The organism is Salegentibacter sediminis (assembly GCF_002078605.1).
Lineage (GTDB): Bacteria > Bacteroidota > Bacteroidia > Flavobacteriales > Flavobacteriaceae > Salegentibacter > Salegentibacter sediminis.
The window spans coordinates 108,423-130,912 of record NZ_MSJR01000001.1; the positions used below are offsets into that span (position 1 = coordinate 108,423).

Sequence of the window (22,490 nt, forward strand, 5' to 3'; positions counted from 1 at the left end):
TTATGAAAGCTTATTTGCATTTAGCTACTTTCACTTATCAATACGAATACCTCGTAATACAAGGGCTTCTGGAAGAAGAAGGCATTCGTTATTTTAAAAAAAACGAAACACTTGCAGGTCTTTTACCTTTTTATTCGAATGCTTTGGGAGGCATACATCTTTTAGTTCACTCCGAAGATTTTAACCAGGCAAAAAAGATCATTGAAGACTTTCAAAATACCAATCCTCATTTAAAAGTAGTTTAGTTATTAACTATTCAAATTATTATTATTTCTTTTTTCTTTTCTAAAAATTAAAAATGAATGTTATTATAGTGTGTTAACTTGTAGAACAATTTTTCTTCTTAAAATTTGATTTTTCAGTTAAGGCTATTTGATAACATCTTGTTAACAGGTTTAAAAATATATAAGTATCTGTAAATCTTATGATTTTATGATTTAGTTAACAAATGTTAAAAAGAAAATCTTAATTAAAAATGATGATATTTAGAGTATTCAACTTTGTTCACAACCTGTTTTTGAATGCTCATAACTTGAGAAAAAATAACCGGCTTATAATTTGAATTATCCATCTTAAAATTCCTATTGAAATAATAATTATAATCTCCAAATAAGGTTCTCAGATTCTCATCATAGGTTATCCACATCAACTTGTAAATATTAAAGGCTTGAAAATAAAGACATTTTAAAAAGTAATTAACAATCCATTTTAGAGGGGTTAATAAGCGCTTTTTTTATCTTTGTTTTCTCTAAACACATAACTATGAAAATTGCAATTGGAAACGATCACGCTGGAACTCAGTATAAGAAAAAGGTAGTAAGCCTTCTTAAACAAAAGGGAATTGAAGTTATTAACTACGGTACCGATTCTGATGATAGCGTAGATTATCCCGATTTTATACATCCCGTTGCCGACGATGTTGAAAACAATAAGGTAGACTGGGGAATTATTATTTGTGGTAGCGGTAACGGTGCTAATATGACCGCTAATAAACATCAGGGAATAAGATCTGCTCTATGTTGGACGGGAGAAATAGCAAAACTTGCACGCGAACATAACAATGCCAATATCTTAAGTATTCCTGCCCGATTTGTTTCAGAAAATCAGGCTTTGGATATGGTAAAGATATTCCTTGAAACTGATTTTGAGGGAGGACGTCATCAAAAAAGAATTGATAAAATTCCCGTTCAGAAGTAATAAGTTTTTATACCCGTTTACTTTAAGCTAAAAATTTTCCTCGGCAATGTGGTTTAAAATCCTGCTGTAAGAAACTTCAATATAAGCCGGCATCTATTTTCATGCCTTCTGTTTTTATTAACCCCAATAAATATTTGACTTAATCTTGGAAATTCTAATCAAAACCTTTGAAGAATTCAGTTTAAATGAACTATACCAGGTCCTGCAGCTGCGCTCTGAAGTCTTTGTGGTAGAACAGGACTGCGTTTACCAGGATATTGACGGAAAAGATCAAAGAGCATTACATATATTGGGATATAAAGACGATGTTCTTGTTGCCTATACCCGGTGTTTTGATAAAGGAATTTATTTCGAAGAAGCCGCAATAGGCCGGGTGATTGTTAAAGAAAATTACAGAAAATTTGGTTACGGTCATGAAATTATAGAGGCTTCTATTAAAGCAATTCAAGAGCGTTTTAAAACCAACAAAATAAAACTTTCGGCCCAACGATATCTTATAGATTTCTATGAGTCACACGGTTTTAAAAGCATTGGGGAAGGATACCTGGAAGATGGAATTCCCCATATCGCGATGGTAAAAAATTAATTATTTTAAAATTCCTGAATACCGCTCAGAATTATTAAGAATTGCCAAAGATTCCATTATTTCGGGATTATGTTCAACATAATGTTCATATAGCCCTTCTTTATAGAAATACCGCTTTATAATTTCATCGGTGAGCAAACTAACTATTTCCGGTTTTTTATCCTGTAATTCCTGGTTTTTCAATTGGTTAAGTTCCTGGGTGATATCTTTATAATTACTTATTATTTGCTTTTCATAACCTTCTTCCTTTGCAGCAATTAAGACCTGTTCCAGTTCTTTTTCTGTTTTGGTTTGATAGTTGAAATCTATTTTTTCTAGATAATTACTAAAGTTTTTAAAATCATTATCAGTAAACCTAAAATCTTCAGGATTTTCAAGCTTGTGCTTGTAATAATATTCGGTCGCAAAATCAAAAATTGCATCCTTCATCAATAAGGCATTGGTAATAGCACTATACTCTGATGTTTCCAATTTCACATCAGGAAGAATTCCTCCTCCGTCAAAAACTTTTCTTCCGTTTCGGGTTTTAAACTCATTATAATCCTGAAATTTTACAGCTTCCCCCTGGTCATCCCTACTCCTATAATCTAAAGCCTGAATACATCTTCCGCTGGGCGTATAATACCTGGAGATTGTTATTTTAAGTTGGGTGCCGTAAGCTAATTCTTTTGGACGTTGCACCAGACCTTTTCCAAAGCTCCTGGCGCCCACAACTACCCCCCTGTCGAGATCCTGGATCGCACCCGCTACAATTTCACTTGCTGAGGCACTTCTACCATTTACTATAACTACTAAAGGAATTTGAGTATCCAGAGGTTCCTTTTGGGTAAAATATTGCTTGTTGTATTTTTCAATTACAGATTTTGTTGTGGTAATCAACTCCCCTTTCTGTAAAAAAATGTTACTAACGTTAATCGCTTCGCTTAAAAGTCCGCCAGGATTTCCTCTTAGATCCAGGATCATCTTTTCTGCACCCTGGTTCTTTAAATCTTTTAAGGCCCTTGCAGTTTCGGCCGAGGCTCTTGCATTGAAGCGCGATAAAACAATATATCCGGTATTATCTTCCAGGAGTTTATAGAAGGGAACCGCTTTAAGATCTACAGCACCTCTTACCAAACTTGTGGTTTTTGTTTCTCCCCTCCGGTTATAGGTTATTTTTAGACTGGAATTTGCAGCGCCATTTAAAAGTTCTCTGGCGTCTTCTTTAAAATCTGAAACCTTGATATCCCCAATCTGAATAATTTCATCTCCGGCCTTTAAACCTGCTTTATCGGCAGGGTAATCCTTATAGGGTTCTATTACCTTGATAAATTCGGGAGTGGCTTTCACCAAAGCTCCAATCCCGGTATATTCTCCCGAATTATTAATCTTAGCGGCCTCAACATCCTGCTCGTTCCAATAGTTGGTATATGGATCAAGATCTGTCAACATAGCTTTAATCGCGGTATCCATAAGTTCTGCAGGATTCGTCTCATCTACATAATTCATATTGATCTCCTTGAAAAGCGTGGTGAAGATTTCTATTTGCTTGGCTATTTCAAAAAAATCTGATTTAAACCCAAGCGTGCTGAAAATAAGGCCGGCTCCTAAAACCAGGATTCCTGCTTTTTTTATAAGATTCTTTTTCATTTTAATATAATTTAAGCGAGCCGGGGAGTTTCCTTTTATTCCTGTTTTTCCCTGTCAATAAAGTTTTGAAGAAGTTTTATCATCGTCCTGTTCAAACTATCATAATCTGCCTTATCCCTGGAAATATAGATAATCATAAAGGCATAAGAACCCGGTATGTTGTTGGTTACAAGATACTTATTTTTTCTGAAAGCTTCACGCATCAGCCTTTTAATCCTGTTTCGCCTAACTGCGGTTTTAACCAGTTTTTTAGGTACAGAAATTCCTGTTTTTAATAGTGGTCCTTCTGAGACGTTTATTGGAAGATATACCAGTTTTAAAGGAAATTTCTTAACCGATTTTCCTTCAATAAAAAGCTTTTCTATCAGCTTCTCGCTTTTTAATTTATCCTGTTTTCCAAAACGCTCGTCCATAGCCCAAAAGTAAGGATAGGTTTTAATCCTGCTTACATGAACTAAAAATTATTTTCATCTGTTTATATTTTAACCAGGATTTGGAAATAGGCACAGGCTTATAATTCTCCTCCTATGTGTTGTTATTTTGGGTCCAGCAGCATGCTGGTTTCATATAAAAAGAAAGCCCTTCCAAACGGAAGGGCTTTCGGGTTAAATTTTAAAAGGAATCTATTCTTTTTCAGAAGTTTCTTGAGGATAAAGATTATTGTTTCTATTAACATCGGCCATGAGATGAGTATCATCAATTTCTATACTTTCAATCTCACTAAAAGGGCTATCTATACTAAGTTCATAGGTAGGATATGCCCATGCCCAGTCTTTTTCCTGAATCCAGTTATTTGTTTCAGCATCCTTTTCCCATCGCATTAGTTGCAGCGGGATGTAATGTATCTGGTGATCGCCATTGGCAAATCTTATGCTTAGCTCCACTGGCATAGGCATTTCTCCAAGTCGCTCTAAGGTGATCTTTGTTGAATTTCCCTCTGTTTCTTCAACATTTTTAATAGCATAATCTATTTGATTCGTGGTTTGGGTCCAGTCCATTAAATACCAGTCAAGTTCGGCCCCGGAAACCTTTTCAGCAACACGGATAAAATCGTTTGGCGTTGGATGTTTAAATTTCCAATCTTCATAGTACCTTCTAAGCGTTTTATCCAAATTTTCCCTTCCAATCACATAGCCAAGTTGGGCAAGAAAGACAGCACCTTTAGAATAGGCTGAAGCACCGTAGGCTGCATTGAGGGAGTAACGGTCTGCATGGGTGGTTTGAGGCTGTTCTACCCCTGAATTTGCAAGCTGAAGATATCCACGGTACGACCCGGTATGGGGATTCTCTGCATCGGTTTGCATAACACGATTCATCGCTTCGCTGGAAATGTATGAGGTAAAACCTTCATCCATCCATTCATGTTTGCTTTCGTTAGTCGCCATTAAATGCTGAAACCAGGCATGAGCCATCTCATGCGTTGTAACCCCTACAAGGCTTTGAAAGCTTCTTTCCCCGGTAATTAAGGTAAGCATGGCATATTCCATCCCTCCATCTCCCCCCTGGGCAACAGTGTATTGATCCCATGGGTAAGGTCCAATCTTTTCGTTAAAAAACAGTAATAATTCTTCTGTTTTAGACTGAAGGTTTTTCCAGTTTTCTTTGATCTCTTCGTTATCCTTATAGAAAAAGTGAAGTTTGGTACCATCTTCGGCAATTCTTGTATCGTGAATATATTCAGGATCTGCAGCCCAGGTAAAATCGTGAACTTTTGGAGCTACAAAATGCCAGGTATGTTTATCGCCTTCGGCTTCAATTGCTTCTTCAGTGTACCCGTGACCAATTTCATCGGCATTCTGAAGATATCCGGTGGCAGCTACAGTGTAGTTTTTATCTATGCTTAATTTTACGTCAAAATCACCCCAAACGCCGTGAAATTCCCGACCAATATATGGATCGGCGTGCCAGCCCTGAAAATCGTATTCGGCTAATTTAGGATACCATTGAGACATGGAAAGTGCTATTCCCTCTGAACTGTTTCTTCCAGATCTTCTAATCTGTTCAGGCACCTGCCCATTAAATTCCATTTTAAAAACGCTTTTCTCTCCAGGAAGAATAGGTTTCTGGAGTTCTACCTCCAGTACGGTTCCTACCTCTTCGTAGTTAAGCTTTGCTCCATCCTGGGTTAAGCTTGAAACCTTTAAAAAGCCTTGTTGATCAGGTGTTAATTTCGAAATTCGGTCTCCTACCCTTCTATCCGGATCCTGGATGGTTCTGGAACGCACATCCATTTCGCTTCCTGGTTGGAAAGCATTGAAAAAAAGATGATAAAATACCCTGTCTAAGGTATCTGGTGAATTGTTGGTATACTCGAGTTCCTGGGTTCCTGTATACTGGAAGTTTTCAACATTCATATCTACTTCCATCTTGTAGTCTACGTGTTGCTGCCAGTAAGCGGTATTGTTTTGGGCTAGCATGAAAGAGCTTGCCAGCAAACTAAGACTTAAAAATATTTTCTTCATAAATTTTATTATTTTGTTTGTGATGCTAATATTAAGGCGTTGTAAAGATTTACCATTTTTCCTGAAACAGAGAGTTCATTGAATTTTCGAGTGTTTTGACCTTCTTCTCCTACTAAAACGGAAGTCCGGGTGCTTATCCCGCTATCCATAATAATTTGTTTTACCTGTTCGGCAGATAGTTTAGGATAAAATGACCGAATTATTGCCGCTACTCCTGAAACTGCTGGAGCCGCCATAGAAGTGCCTTGCATATATTCATATTCATTGTTTGGGGTAGTGGACCATATCTTTGTTCCCGGCGCAAAAACATCGACATTAAGCTTTCCGTAGTTTGAAAAACCGGCAACCAATCTGGAGCCATATTCGAAATTAAGAGCTCCCACATTTAAGACATTATTTGAAATCTCCGTTGGATTCTCAGGGGTTTGATCGTTGGGATAAACCCTTTTTTCATCAAGATTAATTCCTTCATTTCCGGAAGCATTAACGATTAGCACATCGTTTTTAGCAGCATATTTTATGGCTTCTTCCACCCACTCCGGATTTGGAGAAAAGTATTTACCAAAACTGGTATTGATAATTTTAGCTCCGTTATTTACGGCATAACGAATCCCAAGGGCAATATCCTTATCATATTCGTCACCATCTGGTACGGCTCTAATTACCATTATTTCCACATTATTGGCCACACCTTTTATCCCGCGATCATTTTCCCGGTTTGCAGCAATAATTCCAGCTACGTGAGTCCCGTGCTTGGCGTCCTCTTTTTTAGGATCGGGACCAGAAACTTCATTATTTCCGTAATTGGTATCCTTAATATCGTAGGGATCGTCACCTACGGGTGCTCTTCCATCCAGATCAAGGTTAAAGTGAGTGTCGATTCTTCCGGCATAGTACTCAATGGCTTCATCGAGTTCTTCCAGTGCTTCCGGAATGTTTTCATTAACATTCTCCTGTATTTGAAGCAACATCCCCTTGTACTGTGCTAATTGCTGATTGGTAGTTTCCAAGGCTCTCAACTCCTCATTGATGTAATCTTCTTTTCCTAATTGGGAAGATACAGCTGCGTGGGCGGCAACCAGTTGTTTTTTAATCGCTTCATACTGATTTTTATTCTGAAGAGTTTCGTTGTACTCCTTTTCGTATTCAGCCTTTGCCTCCTGGTAGTAGATATATTCTGCGCGATCTGCAGTGCTAATGGAACTTGCTGGTTTTCCTTCATATTTAGGTTGAAGCCTTTTCATAATACGGGTATATTCCATATTTTCTTCAACAGCATCTCCCAGGAAGTTCCAACCGTGAATATCGTCTACATAACCATTGTTATCGTCATCTTTTCCATTGTTGGGAATTTCATCCCGATTTATCCAAATTACACTGCGCAAGTCTTCGTGGGCTATATCTACCCCGCTATCTAATACCGCTACAATAACTTTTTTACCTTTATTATTTTTAATGATTTCCTGGTAAGCACGGTTTACACTCATCCCCGGGATAGTATCGGCCATAAGATCTGCGCCGCCCCAACCTTTTAATTCGGTTTCAGAAAGATCTGTAATTTTTAATGGGATAGAATCAATATTGGCAATTGGTGTAGAGACTATTTTTGGTGCCGTACTGCTGCAAGCTGTAATAATTACAGTACCGGCCATTACAAGTACCTGTTTTAAAAAAGGTATTTTCATAGTTTTTTCTTAATTAAAAAGTTCGTTAAAAGTAAAAGTTTGATCCAGTCTTACACCTTTCTCGGTGTTTTTAAGACTTATGATTTCGTTGTGGGCATCGTGTTCCAGGAAAAGATAGAAATTTTCATCGGCAGCCTGCTTCAGGAATTTATTCTTTTCGAGTAGGGTGAGTAAAGGCCTGGTATCGTAGCCCATTACATAAGGCAGCGGAATATGCCCCACGGTAGGGAGCAGATCTGCCATAAAAACCAGGGTTTTATCTTTATAAGTAATATGAGGTATCATTTGCTTATCGGTATGACCGTCTACAAATAAAACGCCAAAAGGCAAATTGTCTGACTCTTTGAAGGTTTCAGTTTCTTTTCTTTCCAGGAAATGAAGTTGCCCGCTTTGTTCCATGGGGATAATATTTTCCTTTAAGAAAGAGGCTTTTTCCCGGGCATTTGGCTGGGTGGCCCACAACCAATGTTCTTTATTACTCCAGAATCGGGCATTCTTGAATGCCGGTTCGTAACCTGTCCTGTCTTTATTCCACTGTATACTTCCCCCACAATGGTCAAAATGGAGGTGGGTCATAAAAACATCGGTAATATCATCCCGGTGAAAACCGTGTTGTTTAAGAGATTTATCAATAGAATGATTTCCCCAGCGATAATAATAGCTAAAAAACTTTTCGCTTTGCTTATCACCCATTCCCGTATCGATAAGTATAAGTTTGTCACCATCTTCAATTAAAAGGCAACGGGCAGCGATATCTATCATATTATTTTCATCGGCAGGATTTGTGCGATTCCAAAGGGTCTTGGGAACCACCCCAAACATGGCCCCGCCATCCAGTTTAAAATTTCCGGCTTCTATAGGATATAATTTCATACAAGTTGATTTTTCCCCTGCAAATTACTAAAAGCATAATACATGTTTAAACATTCGGGGGAAGAGGGAAAATTTTTAACAGGAAATTCAGAAATCAGGATAGGTATAGCACCTGTTCTCCCGGTAGAATATCATCATTATAATGAAATGGTCGCTTCTGGCCTTCAGGATTAATAATAATCACAGGAAGAAAATCGGCGTTTTTCTTCTGATGTTCCTTCACCCATTCCCGGGTTGTGATTTCTTCTTCTATCTTTTGTTTATTTTCCTTAAAGTTGCCTGCGGCTATTCTCCTGGACCAGGGTTCCAGCTCGGTCTTATCGGCGAACATGGAGGTAGCATTCACCTTATCCAGCAGTTCCACATCGGCCCCGTTTTCATTTGGAGAAACCAGGACAATCTTTTTTGGAATAAAAAAAGCATCATCGGCAAGTTGAGCAGCCAGAAGATTTATTTCAGTGTTTCCTGTAAGAGCTATAAAGCTGCCTTTTTCTATCGCCCCGGCATCTTCCATTGTTTCTTCTTTAAGTATATTCCCGTGAATGGTATTAAATCCTTGCTGCTTGGCTTCGGCAACAAGTTCCCGGTTTCCATCGATGATAACTATCTCCTGCTCTCCTTTTAACTTATTGGCGATAAAAAGACCAAGCGGATTTGCCCCTAGAATAATATATCCCGACCGGGATTCCTGGGTAATAAGTTCTCCTCTACTCCTTAGCCATTTGGTGGTCCAGGTTAACATAACCGGCACACTTAAAGTGGTAAATATCGCCATGAATACAAGAATAGAAAAGATCTCTGAGGTTATAATTCCCATTTGCAAACCTATTCCCGCGATAATAATCTCTACCGCCCCTCGCCCATTCATCCCGGTTCCTACCGTAATTCCCTCGCGCCAGCCATTTCCGCTTGGGAGGTAAAATACAGCAGTACCAATAATTTTACCAACCATAGCTACGGCAGTAACCACAATAAGCATCCAGAGATCGGTCTGGAAAACTTCTAAAGTCACGTTGAATCCTGCAGAAACAAAAAATATAGGAGCAAGGAATCCAACCGAAACATCGTGGAAGATATGATTGATATCTTTTGAAATCTGCCGCTGAAAAACCCCATCTCTTATGAATAAACCTGCCATAAAAGCACCCAGAATGCTATGAAGCCCGGCAATTTCGGCGAGTTCAGAAAAACCTAATACAATTATCAAAATAAGCGTAAAATGCAGGGTACGGCTGGTGATATTGGCTTTATAGAGGTATTTTCCCAAAAGCGGCAAAAGATAAATACCGGCAAGAGCGGTAAAAATAAAAAATAAGATAGCTTTTGCTGCAACCCAGGTCAAGCCCAAACTGTCTATGCTTCCGGCATCTACATAACTTATTATACCGGCAAAGATTACCAGGGCAAGGGTATCTGAAATTAGGGCGCCGGCCATTAAAACATAAGCTATCCGGGTGTTAAGCAATTTAAGATCAACAAGAATTCTACTTTTGGTCGCCAAAGAGGTTACCCCCACTGCGATTGCAACGAAGATCGCAGCCATTTGTGTTCCGCCGAAGAAAAGAATGGTGTAGTAACCCAGGACAAAGGGGACAATAAAGCCTCCAATCGCGGCCAGTAACCCTGCCCAGGAAGCTTTTCCCAGATCCCTGAAATTGATTTCCATCCCGATGTATACCATAAGAAGAATGATTCCTACTTCAGCTAAAACATTAATCATTTCTGAAGTTTCCAGAAGTCCAAAAAGAGCGGGCCCAAGAAGAATACCTATTAAAAGTTCACCAAGAATAGCGGGATAACCAACTTTTTTAGCCAGGGAACCACCAATCCATGCGCTCGAAAGAATGATTAACAGGTTGAGGATATTTAATTCTTCCATAGGTTTGGTTCTTTATAGTTTAAATTGCATACAAAATATTAATATTTTTCGAACTAAAGTTCAATAATTCAACCTGATAGTGATAAAAGGCAGTTTTTTGTTTAATAAATGAGAAATATCCTTAAATACATTTTTAAATCGGGTTATTTTTGTAAATAGCAATATTCCGCTTAAATAAAAAAAGCATGTTAGAACTTGCAAGTCTTGTTATACTTGGAATCCTGGCCCAATGGTTGGCCTGGAAAATAAAAACCCCCGCAATTCTCCCTTTAATTCTTATAGGGCTTTTGGTAGGACCTGTTTCTACCTTTTTTACCGAGGATGGGACTAAATGGCTGGAACCCATCTGGAATGGCAGTGAAGGTGTTTTTCCAGGGGAAAGTTTGTTTTATTTTGTATCCCTGGCAATATCAATAATACTTTTCGAAGGTGGATTAACCCTCCGCAAAAGTGAAATTGGAAATATAGGTCCCGTTATTGTAAAGCTAATTAGTGTGGGAACCCTGGTAACCTTTGTAGGAGCCGGCCTGGCAGCTCATTTTATCTTTGGCCTGACCTGGCAGATTTCCTTCCTTTTTTCGGCATTGATAATTGTTACTGGCCCCACGGTAATCTCCCCTATTTTAAGGAATATTCCGCTTAGGAAACACGTTTCTTCCATCCTGAAATGGGAAGGAATTCTCATAGATCCCATCGGGGCCCTTATATCAGTATTGATGTTTGAATTTATAAGGGTAGAAGGAGGGCAGGATTTTACCTTAACCGCTTTAACGGAATTTGGTAAGATCCTGCTTTTCGGACTCACTTTTGGATTTACTTTCGCTAATATCCTGGCTTTTCTCATCAAGAAAAATATAATCCCGCATTATCTATTAAACGTATTTATTCTGGCCACCGTGCTTGGAGTCTTTGTTCTGGCAGATATTTTCGCTCATGAAAGTGGATTGCTTGCCGTGGTTATTATGGGAATGGTAATGGGTAACAAAAAACTCCCAAATATCAAAGAGCTTCTTTATTTTAAAGAATCTTTAAGCGTATTGCTTATTTCAATTCTATTTATCCTCCTTGCCGCCAATATAGAAGTGGAGGAAATGTTATTGGTTTTCAACTGGCAATCGCTTATTCTCTTCGGAATAGTGGTGTTGGTCGTTAGACCTTTAGGCGTAGTTCTTAGCTCCTTAGGCTCGGGCCTTAAAGTAAACGAGATTTCCTTTATTAGTTGGGTTGGTCCTCGGGGAATTGTGGCTGCAGGTATCGCTTCCCTCTTCGGACTGCGCCTGGTACGTGAAGGCATAGAAGATGCTGAATATATCACTCCCCTGGTGTTTATGATTGTGCTCTTCTCGGTGCTTTTAAATGCGGCTACCGCCAGGTTTTTTGCTAAAATAGTAGGGGTATTCATTAAGGAATCTGAAGGAATTTTAATTATCGGGGCTTCCTCTATAGCAAGGTTAATAGGAAAATACTTACAAGACAATAATCGGCATGTCGTCCTGCTGGACAGTAACAGGGATAACGTAAAAAAGGCCAAAAGTCTTGGAATTGATGCCATTGAAGGTAGTGTTTATGAAGATAACCTTCTTAACAATATCGAATTAAACGATATTGGATATTTAATGGCTATGACGGGGAATAGCGATATTAACAAGACAGCTATTAATAAATTCAAGAAGCAGTTTGGGGAAAATGGTTCTTTTAGGGTGATTACATCAGATGAAATGACCAACCCTGAACTTAATCCTGAAGAAGGGCTGTTCTCTCATACCGATGATTATATAAAGCTTACGGAATTAGCCAGAAAATATCCTGAAATTCACGAAAAAGAGCTGAATAGCAAAGAGCATTATGAAGGGCTTATCGAAATTACCAAAAGCAGTCCTGATATACTTCCCGTTTTTGTAAAGAACAGGGAAGGAAAATTCACCATTATTCCTTCCAATAGTTCACAGGTGGAAATCGAGGAAGGTTTTAAACTTGTATACCTCGGACAATTGTTGGAAACTGAACAAAATCGAGGGAAAAATGCCAATGAGTCGGTAAACACTTAGAATTTAATCTTACTGGTGTAGGAATTTTTTCAACAGAATAATTATCTGGTTATAAGTCTATAATGATAAAACCATAAAAATATTTTGCAGGGGACATCAGGATAAATTTGTTTATACCCTAAAGGATTATTCCTCCATTGCGTTAATCAGTTCATCGGTGATCTCCAGGTTGTGATACACATTCTGAACATCATCATCATCCTCAAATTTTTCAACCAGGTCTAATATTTTTTTAGCATCCTCAATAGGAAGTTCCAGAGTATTCATAGGAATGCGGTGAATTTCTGAAGCTTTTGGCTCTATCTCCAGTTCTTCCAGTTTTGAAGACATTAATCCAAAATCGGTAAAATCAGTATAAACACTTAGAAGATCCTCTTCTTTTTCAATTTTGGTGGCGCCCCCTTCAATAAGTTCCAGTTCAAACTCCTCAAACTCAATTTCAATTTTATCCCGTTCAATAACGAAAACCCCCTTTTTGTCAAAAAGGAATTCAAGCGAACCATTAGTACCCAGGCTTCCACCATTTTTTGAAAAAATCGACCTGACCGATGCTACGGTGCGGTTGGTATTATCGGTGGTACACTCAATAAAAAACGCGATCCCATGTGGTCCATAGCCTTCAAAAGTGACGAGTTCATAATTATCGGCATCGGCCCCGCTGGCTTTTTTTATGGCTCGCTCAATAGTATCTTTGGGCATATTCACCCCTTTGGCATTGGAAATAGCATTTCTTAAGGCCGGGTTTGCTTCAGGATCGGGGCCACCTCCCTCTTTTACAGCAACACTAATCTCTTTTATGGCCCGGGTAAATTCCTTAGCCCTTTTTTTATCCTGCGCACCCTTGCGATGCTTAATATTCGCCCATTTACTATGTCCTGCCATTTCCTTATTGTTTTTGAAGAATTACAAAAATAAAAAAATGAGTAAAGAGAAAAAACCGGAAAACTTTGGCGCATAAAAAACCCCACATCTTAATGCGGGGTTTAGGTTATATCGTTGGATTTAAAACTAATCGTTAAGTTTTAAAACAGCCATAAATGCTTCCTGCGGAATTTCTACATTCCCTACCTGTCGCATACGTTTTTTACCCTTTTTCTGCTTTTCAAGAAGTTTTCGCTTTCGGGAAATATCTCCACCATAACATTTAGCGGTAACATCTTTTCTAAGCGCTTTTACCGTTTCACGGGCAATGATCTTGGCGCCAATTGCCGCCTGAATTGGAATATCAAACTGTTGACGCGGAATAAGCTCTTTAAGTTTTTCACACATCTTTTTTCCAATATCATAAGCATTATCCACGTGAAGTAATGCGGAAAGCGCATCCACCTTGTTGGCATTTAGCAAAATATCAACCTTTACAAGTTTAGACTGGCGCAAACCAATAGGAGAATAATCAAAAGAAGCATATCCCCGGGATACGGTTTTAAGCCTGTCGTAAAAATCGAAAACTATTTCTGCCAGGGGCATATCAAAAGTAAGTTCGACTCTTTCAGGAGTTAAATAGGTTTGATTGGTAATCTCGCCGCGTTTTTCAATACACAAATTCATTACCGGCCCTACATAGTCAGCTTTGGTAATTATACTTGCTTTTATATAGGGTTCTTCCACCCGGTTAAGAGAGGAAGGTTCGGGCAGGTCTGATGGGTTATTCACCAGAATAACCTCATCTGGATTCTTATTGGTGTAGGCGTGGTAAGACACGTTGGGAACCGTGGTAATAACCGTCATATCAAATTCCCGCTCAAGACGCTCCTGGATAATCTCCAGGTGTAACATCCCAAGGAAACCACAACGGAAACCAAAACCAAGGGCGGCAGAACTTTCAGGAGTGAAAACCAGCGATGCATCATTAAGCTGAAGTTTTTCCATAGATGCTCTCAACTCTTCGTAATCTTCGGTATCTACAGGATAGATTCCGGCGAAAACCATGGGTTTCACATCTTCAAAACCGGCAACGGCTTCGGTGGTTGGATTTTTTGCATCGGTAATGGTATCCCCCACCTTTACCTCGCGGGCATCCTTAATTCCCGTGATGAGATAACCTACATCTCCGGTTTTAATTTCATTTTTAGGTTGCTGTTTCAGTTTAAGGGTACCAACCTCATCAGCGTAATAATCTTTGCCTGTTGCTACAAATTTTATATGCTGACCTTTTTTGATACTTCCATTAATAACCCTGAAGAAGGTCTCTACCCCACGAAAGGGATTATAAACCGAATCGAAAACAAGCGCTCTTAAAGGAGCATCTACCTTTCCACTCGGGGGAGGTATACGGGTGATGATGGCGTGGAGAATCTCCTCTATTCCTAGACCTGTTTTAGCACTGGCTGGAATAACATCTGAAGGGTCACATCCTAAAAGGTCTACGATATCATCGGTTACTTCTTCGGGATTAGCGCTAGGGAGATCAACCTTATTAAGAACCGGGATGATTTCCAGATCGTTTTCCAGAGCGAGATAAAGATTAGAGATGGTTTGTGCCTGAATGCTTTGGGCGGCATCAACTATAAGAAGGGCTCCTTCACAGGCTGCAATAGATCGGGAAACTTCATAGGAAAAATCTACGTGACCCGGAGTGTCGATGAGGTTGAGAATATAATTTTCCCCCTCATGTATATAATCCATCTGGATAGCGTGACTTTTAATGGTAATTCCACGCTCGCGTTCCAGATCCATACTGTCCAGCAACTGCTCCTGTTTTTCGCGTTCGGTAACCGAACCCGTAAAATCCAGCAGCCTGTCGGCCAGTGTACTTTTTCCGTGATCAATGTGTGCAATTATGCAGAAGTTTCTAATATGCTTCATAAAAAATATTGAATGAGCCTGTTCAAAAAGATTTGTTCCGTAACCTTATATACCTTAAAAACAGTAGTATGAGATTTAATTCAACACTTTATTTCTCTTTTCGACAGTCCCGATTTTAAGGCTACAAATATAGGTTATTTAAGCCGTTTCCAATATAGATAGAAAACAAGTTTCTATTTACAGTAAAAACTTTATGACTTCATTTATAAAATAAAAAAATAAGAAATCTATCAACCTTTCTTAAAAAAACTTAGCTAAGTGTCTATTCGTTCTAAAAAAGTTTCTTTTTTTTGTAAGAAGGATTTTTGTTATAAGTTTATTAACACTTAAACTACTTTCTAAAACCTCAACTAACTAATAAAAATATAATATGGGAGTACAGGATCATTCGGGTAGACAAAATACCAACAGGTCGATAATCATTATTGGTGCATTATTCTTTATTTTCGGGTTTGTTACCTGGTTAAATTCAGTACTTATTCCCTTTTTAAAAACTGCCAGCCAGTTAAACAATTTTGAATCTTATCTGGTTGCTTTTGCATCTTACATTTCTTATTTTGTAATGGCTATTCCTTCTGCCTGGGTATTGAAAAAAACAGGTTTTAAAAACGGAATGTCTCTTGGTCTCGTGGTAATGGCAATTGGGGCTTTAATTTTTATACCCGCAGCTATGTCAAGAACCTATGCGCTGTTTCTTTTTGGTCTGTTCATTCAGGGTACGGGACTTGCTTTGCTACAGTCTGCAGCAAATCCATATATCACCATTCTTGGACCTATTGAGAGTGCGGCGAAGCGAATTAGTATAATGGGTATTTGTAATAAGGTGGCCGGGGCTTTAGCACCAATTATTTTTGGTGCAATTCTGCTGAAGAATATGGATGCAGTAGAAGCGAGACTGGAAGGTATGGGTGCAGCAGCCAAAGCGGCCGAGTTAGATGAGCTCGCTTCCCTGGTGATTACACCTTATTTGGTAATGGCGGCTATTTTGGTGGGACTTTCGGTTCTTATTTATTATTCAGCATTGCCTGAAATTGAAACCGATAGCGAGGATGAAACGGTAGCTGCAGCCAATAAAAATAAAACCAGCGTACTTCAGTTTCCTAATCTATTATTGGGAACCCTGGCGATGTTTCTATACGTTGGGGTGGAAGTAATTGCTGGTGATACCGTAATTAGTTACGCCCGCGATGGGCAGGGTATTTCTACAGATATCGCTAAATATTTCACCACTTATACCCTAATCGCAATGATTGTGGGTTACTTAATTGGTACGGTAACCATTCCGAAATATATCAGTCAGCAAAAAGCGCTGCAAATTTCAGGTATTCTTGGGATTATCCTTGGGCTTAGTGCAATTTTTACTGATGGGTATATTTCAGTGCTTTTTATATCGCTATTAGGTTTGGCAAACGCCTTGGTTTTTCCGGCTATATGGCCTTTGGCTCTTAACGGATTAGGAAGATTTACTAAAATAGGCTCTTCATTTTTGATTATGGCGCTGGCCGGAGGAGCTATTCTGCCCCTTGTTTATGGTTATTTAGCCGATACTTTTGATACGCAATCGGCCTACTGGATCGTTATACCTAGTTACTTATATATTTGGTTCTTTGCAGCCAAAGGACATAAAATTAAATAAAGCTTTTATTATGAAAAAAACTATAATTTACTTCTTGTTTACACTGATGTTAGCGCTTCCATTTGGTAGCATAGCTCAGGAAGTTACTGCAGAAAATCCGGCAATTATTCCGCAGCCGGCAGAAATTGAATGGAAAGAGGGTGTTTTTACTCTTCCGGAAAGAACAGTGGTTTGTTACAATTCCGAAGCGAAAGCTTCGGCTGCCTGGCTGCAACAATTGCTCAAAAATACCAATAGTCAAAGTTTCCCGATGCAGGGAGAGGATTGTCTTGGATTTTCACTTAAAATAAAGGAAAACCTGAAGGATAACCTGGGAGACGAAGGTTACAAACTTGATATCACCCATAATAAGGTAAGTCTTTTGGCGGCGACCGAAGCCGGGTTGTTTTATGCGATCCAGACCCTTAGGCAAATGTTTCCTGCCGAAATAGAAACCGGAAAGATTTCCGAAGAGATTAAATTAAAACAGGTAAGCATTACCGATGTTCCAAAGTATGAATGGCGTGGTACTATGATCGATATTTCCAGGAGTTTCTTCGGCCCCGAATACATCAAAAAACACATAGACCGAATGGCTTTTTATAAGCTTAATCGCCTTCACCTTCATCTTACCGACGATCAGGGGTGGAGAATAGAGATCAAACAACTTCCTAAGCTTACTGAAGTAGGTAGTAAAGGAGCCGTAAAAGGTGGAAGATCCGGATTTTTAACTCAGGAAGAATATAAAGAGATCCAGGAATATGCTGCTGCCAGAAATATTATAATAATTCCCGAAATAGACATGCCGGGGCATAATTACTCTGCCCTTATGGCTTATCCTGAACTCAATTGCGACGAATTCGCCAATCTAACTCCGGCCCGGGCTACACCTCCTGCATTATATCACGAATACAATGTTGGCTGGAGCAAGTTTTGTCTTGAGAATCCTGAAACCTACGATTTTGTAGCTACCGTAATGGGAGAAATGGCCGAAATAACCAAAGGTCCCTGGCTCCATATTGGCGGAGATGAAATTGAAGATCCCCTTTATGAAGAATTTATGGTAAAGGCCGATTCCATCGTGAGAGGCCTGGGCAAAACCACTATAGGATGGGAGGAAGCTACCAAGGCCGAAATAGATTCAAGTTTTATTAGTCAGCGTTGGCATGGGGAGGTAGAAAGCGTAGTAGACGTGAAGATCATTGAGTCTATTTGCTCTAGTTTTTATTTGGACCACGCCAATGTTGAAGGCCAGGAATCAACCAATAACTGGTGTAAAGAAGATGGCGTTTCTTTAAAGAATGTATATGATTTTAAAACCAATAACCCGAATGTACTTGGAGTGGAAGCCCCTGTTTGGACAGAAATGGTGTTAAGCGATTCAGCGCTTGACGATAGATTCTGGCCAAGAAGTATTGCTATGGCAGAAGTGGGTTGGAGTAAAACTGAAAGCCGGGAGTATCAAGATTTTATAGACCGACTTGGAAAACACGGGGAAAGACTGGATAGAATGAAGGTTAATTACTACCGAACCCCTGAAGTGAAATGGAATTCGGAAAGAAGTGACGGAGTTTTCTCTGGTTTTCTACCCTCTTCTAAATAAATAATGCTGTAAAAATGAATAAAAATCCCGATACGGAAAGATCTTCCAACTATAACGATTTAGAAAAAATGAGCACTTCAGAATTGCTCACCAATATTAATAAGGAGGATAAAAGTGTTCCTGATAGTGTCGGGAAGGAAATTCCCGCCATCCAAAGCCTTGTTGATGTAATCGTGTCCAAAATGGAAGACGGAGGGCGACTTTTTTATATCGGCGCAGGGACCAGTGGAAGACTCGGGGTGCTAGATGCCTCAGAATGTCCGCCAACCTTTGGCGTAACCGATGATATGGTGATTGGCCTCATTGCCGGGGGTGATACCGCCCTTAGAAATGCGGTGGAAAATGCCGAAGATGATACCGCGCAGGCCTGGAAAGATCTTCAGAAGTATAAAATTTCTTCGGCAGACGTGCTAGTGGGAATTGCCGCATCAGGTACTACGCCTTATGTTATAGGTGGAATAAAGGATGCCCGTGAGAAAGGGATAGTTACCGGTTGTATAACCTGTAGTTCCGGAAGCCCACTCGCTGAATCTTCAGAATATCCAATCGAAGTTATCACAGGTCCTGAGTTCGTTACAGGAAGTACCAGGATGAAAGCAGGCACCGCCCAAAAGTTGGTGTTGAATATGATTTCCACTTCGATTATGATCAAATTAGGTAGGGTACAAGGCAACAAAATGGTAGATATGCAGCTCTCTAATAAGAAGCTTGTTGGCCGGGGAACCAGGATGATCATGGAAGAACTTGATGTTGATGAGGCCAAAGCGGCAGAACTTTTGAAAAAGTACGGCAGTGTGCGTAAGGCAGTTAGCAATTCCAAAAATGAACTTAAATAAAAATTTCATAAAAGTTAAAAAATACTAAAAAAAAATAGGATTCAAATCAAATCTTTTTAATTAATCCAATATCTTTATAAGGAAGTTTCCACATAAATTTCAGTACTTGAATTAAATACAACTTACCACTAACAGATTTATTCACACAAATTTTAATTATGGAAAAACGATTACGAAGGCCTATTTTAATCTTACTGTGCTTTTTCTCGCTTCAGATGTGGGCGCAACAGAAAGAAGTTTCTGGCGTAGTGCAGGATGAAGAAGGAATGCCATTGCCAGGCGTTAACATTTACGTTAAAAATACTAATCGAGGCACCGTTACAGACTTTGACGGTAAATTCAGTTTATCTGTGCCCGAAAGAGAGGATACTATTCTTGTATTCTCTATGATTGGATTTACTACCCAGGAGGTACGTATTGGAGATGAAAGTACCTTTAATATTACCTTAGGAATAGATACGCAAGGTCTTGACGAGGTAGTGGTTACCGCCCTTGGAATAAGACAGGAGAAAAAAGCCCTGGGATATAGTGTAACCGAAGTCGAAGGAGTTACCATTGCTGAAACTCAACGGGAGAATTTTGTGAATTCACTTGCAGGACGTGTCGCCGGGGTTGAGGTTAATGCAACTTCCGGACTTCCGGGGTCTTCTTCTTCTATTGTGATTAGGGGGATTAGTTCCTTAAGTGGGAATAACCAGCCGTTATTTGTGGTGGATGGTTTACCAATTAGTAACAATACTACTTCAACAGGTGTTTTTGCCTCTTCGGTAGGAGCCGGGGCAATGTCTTTTGAAAACCGTGGTGTTGACTTTACCAACCGTGCGGCCGATATTAACCCTGAAGATATTGAAAGTGTTACCGTCCTTAAGGGCCCGGAGGCTGCCGCTCTTTATGGAATCGAAGCTGCTTCGGGAGCTATCGTAATTACTACAAAAAGAGGTGCTGAAGGTAAAGGTCGTATTGATTACAGCAATAGTTTTAGAGTTGACCGAATTGTAGAGTATCCGGAAATTCAACAAACTTATGGTCGTGGAGCTAACGGAATAACCCAGGATGCCGATGAAAGTCTCTATTATTTTGGAGAGCCGTACCCTGAAGGAACTCAGTTCTATGATAATGTTGGAAGCTTCTTCCAGGATGCGATTACCCAACGTCATAACCTTTCTTTTTCGGGAGGATCTGAAAAAATTCAATACCGTCTTTCGGGATCTCATACCGATTCTGAAGGTTTCATTCCAACAACCGGGCTTGAGAAATTAAATCTTACTTCAGCTATTACGGCCGAGGTATCTGATTGGTTAAAAGCTGATGTTACTTTTGATTACACCAGATCTGATAATGATCAAACTTTTAGAGGTTCGGGTGGACCACTGCTTCACCTATTGTTGTGGCCTTCTACAGATGATGCCAGCAATTACCTAACCCCATCGGGAAACAGAAGAAATTATGCTGATTTTGCAACTGCGGTAGAAAACCCGTTTTTCAATGTAAATAAAAATGTTTTTAATTCACTTACCGACAGATACAAACTCAACACCAGTCTTACAGCAACCGCCACCGATTGGCTTAAGTTTGTTGGCCAGGTAGGAGTAGACTATTTTACTGAAAAAAATACCATCGTAAGGCATCCCGAATCAAATTCAGGAAGAAATTATAACGGTATTTTCGATCAGGCGCTTATTACTACCAGGAACCTAACTTTCCAGGGATACACCCAAATTACCCCTCCTGATCTTCTTGATGGAAAAATAAAAACAGACCTTAAACTTGGTTCTGCCATTTACGATTATAATACCTTTAGTGCAGCTGCAAGCGGACAGGATTTTCAAGCGCCCGATCTTTGGTCTATAAATAATACCAGACTTGATACGCATAGAGCTTTTAATAATTTAGTGCAGCGTAGATTGGTTGGTGTATTTGGTAGCTTTAATGCAAGTTATGATAATCAACTTTTCTTAACCTTAACCGGAAGAAATGACTGGAGTTCGACGCTGCCTAAAAAGAATAACTCCTTCTTCTATCCTTCAGCAGGATTAAGCTGGGTTTTTACCGAGTTAGCACCATTTAAGGATATAAGCGATGTATTTTCTTACGGAAAATTAAGAGCTTCTGTAGCTCAGGTAGGAAAAGATGCCCGCCCTTATAGTATTCGTCCATTTTACGAAAATGCTACTACCACAGGAGGCGGTTTCCGTTATGGGTTTACCGGCCCAAGCTTAAATCTCGTACCAGAGATGACCACTTCTTACGAATACGGTATGGAACTTAAGTTCTTTAATAATCGCTTAGGTCTGGACGCTACTTATTTCAATAAAAAATCTGAAGATCAGATTGTTCAAAACCTTCGGCTGAGCTATGCCACAGGTTTTGTATTAATGACCTTTAATGCCGGGGAAATTCAAAACGAAGGTGTTGAACTGCAGTTGAATGCAACTCCTGTTCAAACCAAAGACTTCTCCTGGGATATCCTGGCAAATTATACCAGAAACTGGAGTGAACTGGTTAGCCTGCCCGGTGATGTTGAGGAGTTTTATAATTCTGACACCTGGTTATACGGTAACGTTCGGGGGGGAGCGAGAATTGGTGGACCTCTAACAAGTTTTACGGGCTATGACTTCCTGAAAAATGATGAAGGGGAAATGATCATTAATCCCACTAATGGCCTTCCATTACTTGATACCAGTGAATGGGTCGTGGTGGGAGACAGGAGCCCCGATTTCACTGTTGGATTAACGAACACATTTTCTTATAAGAACCTTTCCCTTAATTTCCTTCTGGATTTTCGTGTAGGTGGAGATGTTTACAATGCAACAGAACACTACCTGACAACCCGAGGTTTAAGTAAAAGAACTTTAGATCGTGAAACCCCAAGAATTGTAGATGGAGTGTTAAGAGATGGATTGGAAAATACTGATAATCCAACTCAGAATAATATACCAATTAATCTCAACACCAACTCCACGTACTGGGGATCTATTTATCCATACCAAAGTTTTATAGAGAAAGATGTAAATTGGGTAAGACTTAGAGATGTAACCCTTAATTACTACCTGCCACAATCCTTCCTTGATAGAACCAACGCTGTACAAACTGCAAGCGTTTTCTTAACCGGAACAGATCTCTTCCTGTTTACTAACTATTCAGGACTTGATCCTGTAGCAAATGGTAACTCCGCAGCGGTAGGAGGTGCCGGTGGTACTGGATTTGACTATGGTAACTTCCCGTTACCACGAGGAATTAACTTTGGAGTTAGAGTAGGACTATAAAAAAAT

16 protein-coding genes are annotated in these 22,490 nt (G+C 39.5%); 8 read left to right on the forward strand and 8 right to left on the reverse strand.

Annotation, left to right across the window (positions count from 1 at the left end):
- Window positions 1-2: 2 nt before the first annotated feature.
- The 3 genes from BUW93_RS00565 to BUW93_RS00575 all read left to right on the forward strand — a co-directional run bounded on the left by BUW93_RS00565 (window position 3) and on the right by BUW93_RS00575 (window position 1,783).
- Window positions 3-245, forward strand: coding sequence for a putative signal transducing protein (locus tag BUW93_RS00565; RefSeq protein WP_081208175.1), 243 nt, complete (start codon window positions 3-5; stop codon window positions 243-245).
- Between the two features lie 517 nt (window positions 246-762).
- On the forward strand, window positions 763-1,197 hold the full coding sequence (gene rpiB / locus BUW93_RS00570) for a ribose 5-phosphate isomerase B (protein WP_081208177.1): 435 nt from the start codon (window positions 763-765) through the stop codon (window positions 1,195-1,197).
- A 145-nt stretch (window positions 1,198-1,342) separates the two neighbouring features.
- Window positions 1,343-1,783, forward strand: coding sequence for a GNAT family N-acetyltransferase (locus BUW93_RS00575; protein WP_081208179.1), 441 nt, complete (start codon window positions 1,343-1,345; stop codon window positions 1,781-1,783).
- Here BUW93_RS00575 and BUW93_RS00580 read toward each other — a convergent pair whose 3' ends face one another.
- The 6 genes from BUW93_RS00580 to BUW93_RS00605 form a co-directional block, all read right to left on the reverse strand.
- The gene (locus BUW93_RS00580) at window positions 1,784-3,412 is read right to left on the reverse strand and encodes a S41 family peptidase (RefSeq protein ID WP_081208181.1); all 1,629 of its coding nucleotides are present in this window, start codon (window positions 3,410-3,412) and stop codon (window positions 1,784-1,786) included.
- A gap of 35 nt (window positions 3,413-3,447) precedes the next feature.
- Window positions 3,448-3,825 (reverse strand): ribonuclease P protein component, encoded by a 378-nt coding sequence (rnpA, locus tag BUW93_RS00585; RefSeq protein ID WP_081208183.1) that lies wholly within the window; start codon window positions 3,823-3,825, stop codon window positions 3,448-3,450.
- A 210-nt stretch (window positions 3,826-4,035) separates the two neighbouring features.
- Window positions 4,036-5,874, reverse strand: a complete 1,839-nt coding sequence (locus tag BUW93_RS00590) for a M1 family metallopeptidase (protein WP_081208185.1) — start codon at window positions 5,872-5,874, stop codon at window positions 4,036-4,038.
- A gap of 8 nt (window positions 5,875-5,882) precedes the next feature.
- The gene (locus BUW93_RS00595; RefSeq protein WP_081208187.1) at window positions 5,883-7,559 is read right to left on the reverse strand and encodes a S8 family peptidase; all 1,677 of its coding nucleotides are present in this window, start codon (window positions 7,557-7,559) and stop codon (window positions 5,883-5,885) included.
- 9 nt (window positions 7,560-7,568) lie between these two features.
- Window positions 7,569-8,432: an MBL fold metallo-hydrolase gene (locus tag BUW93_RS00600; protein ID WP_081208189.1), complete on the reverse strand. Its 864-nt coding sequence runs from the start codon at window positions 8,430-8,432 to the stop codon at window positions 7,569-7,571.
- A 94-nt stretch (window positions 8,433-8,526) separates the two neighbouring features.
- Window positions 8,527-10,311, reverse strand: coding sequence for a cation:proton antiporter (locus BUW93_RS00605; RefSeq protein WP_081208191.1), 1,785 nt, complete (start codon window positions 10,309-10,311; stop codon window positions 8,527-8,529).
- Between the two features lie 185 nt (window positions 10,312-10,496).
- Between BUW93_RS00605 and BUW93_RS00610 the strand changes: the two genes are divergently transcribed.
- Window positions 10,497-12,359 (forward strand): cation:proton antiporter, encoded by a 1,863-nt coding sequence (locus BUW93_RS00610; protein ID WP_081208193.1) that lies wholly within the window; start codon window positions 10,497-10,499, stop codon window positions 12,357-12,359.
- Window positions 12,360-12,485: 126 nt separating this feature from the next.
- Here BUW93_RS00610 and BUW93_RS00615 read toward each other — a convergent pair whose 3' ends face one another.
- Window positions 12,486-13,241 carry a YebC/PmpR family DNA-binding transcriptional regulator gene (locus tag BUW93_RS00615; protein WP_081208195.1) on the reverse strand — a complete coding sequence of 252 codons (756 nt, stop codon included), beginning with the start codon at window positions 13,239-13,241 and terminating at the stop codon, window positions 12,486-12,488.
- Window positions 13,242-13,367: 126 nt separating this feature from the next.
- A complete protein-coding gene (lepA, locus tag BUW93_RS00620) occupies window positions 13,368-15,164 on the reverse strand; it encodes a translation elongation factor 4 (protein WP_081208197.1) in 1,797 nt (598 codons plus the stop codon).
- A gap of 370 nt (window positions 15,165-15,534) precedes the next feature.
- Here lepA and BUW93_RS00625 point away from each other — a divergent pair, with 370 nt between their 5' ends.
- From BUW93_RS00625 to BUW93_RS00640, 4 genes are all read left to right on the forward strand, one after another.
- Window positions 15,535-16,800 (forward strand): sugar MFS transporter, encoded by a 1,266-nt coding sequence (locus tag BUW93_RS00625; protein WP_081208199.1) that lies wholly within the window; start codon window positions 15,535-15,537, stop codon window positions 16,798-16,800.
- Window positions 16,801-16,810: 10 nt separating this feature from the next.
- Window positions 16,811-18,382, forward strand: coding sequence for a beta-N-acetylhexosaminidase (locus BUW93_RS00630; RefSeq protein WP_157893272.1), 1,572 nt, complete (start codon window positions 16,811-16,813; stop codon window positions 18,380-18,382).
- Between the two features lie 14 nt (window positions 18,383-18,396).
- Complete coding sequence (gene murQ / locus BUW93_RS00635; RefSeq protein ID WP_081208203.1) at window positions 18,397-19,218, forward strand: N-acetylmuramic acid 6-phosphate etherase; 822 nt, start codon at window positions 18,397-18,399, stop codon at window positions 19,216-19,218.
- 158 nt (window positions 19,219-19,376) lie between these two features.
- Window positions 19,377-22,484: a SusC/RagA family TonB-linked outer membrane protein gene (locus tag BUW93_RS00640; RefSeq protein WP_081208205.1), complete on the forward strand. Its 3,108-nt coding sequence runs from the start codon at window positions 19,377-19,379 to the stop codon at window positions 22,482-22,484.
- Window positions 22,485-22,490: the final 6 nt, after the last annotated feature.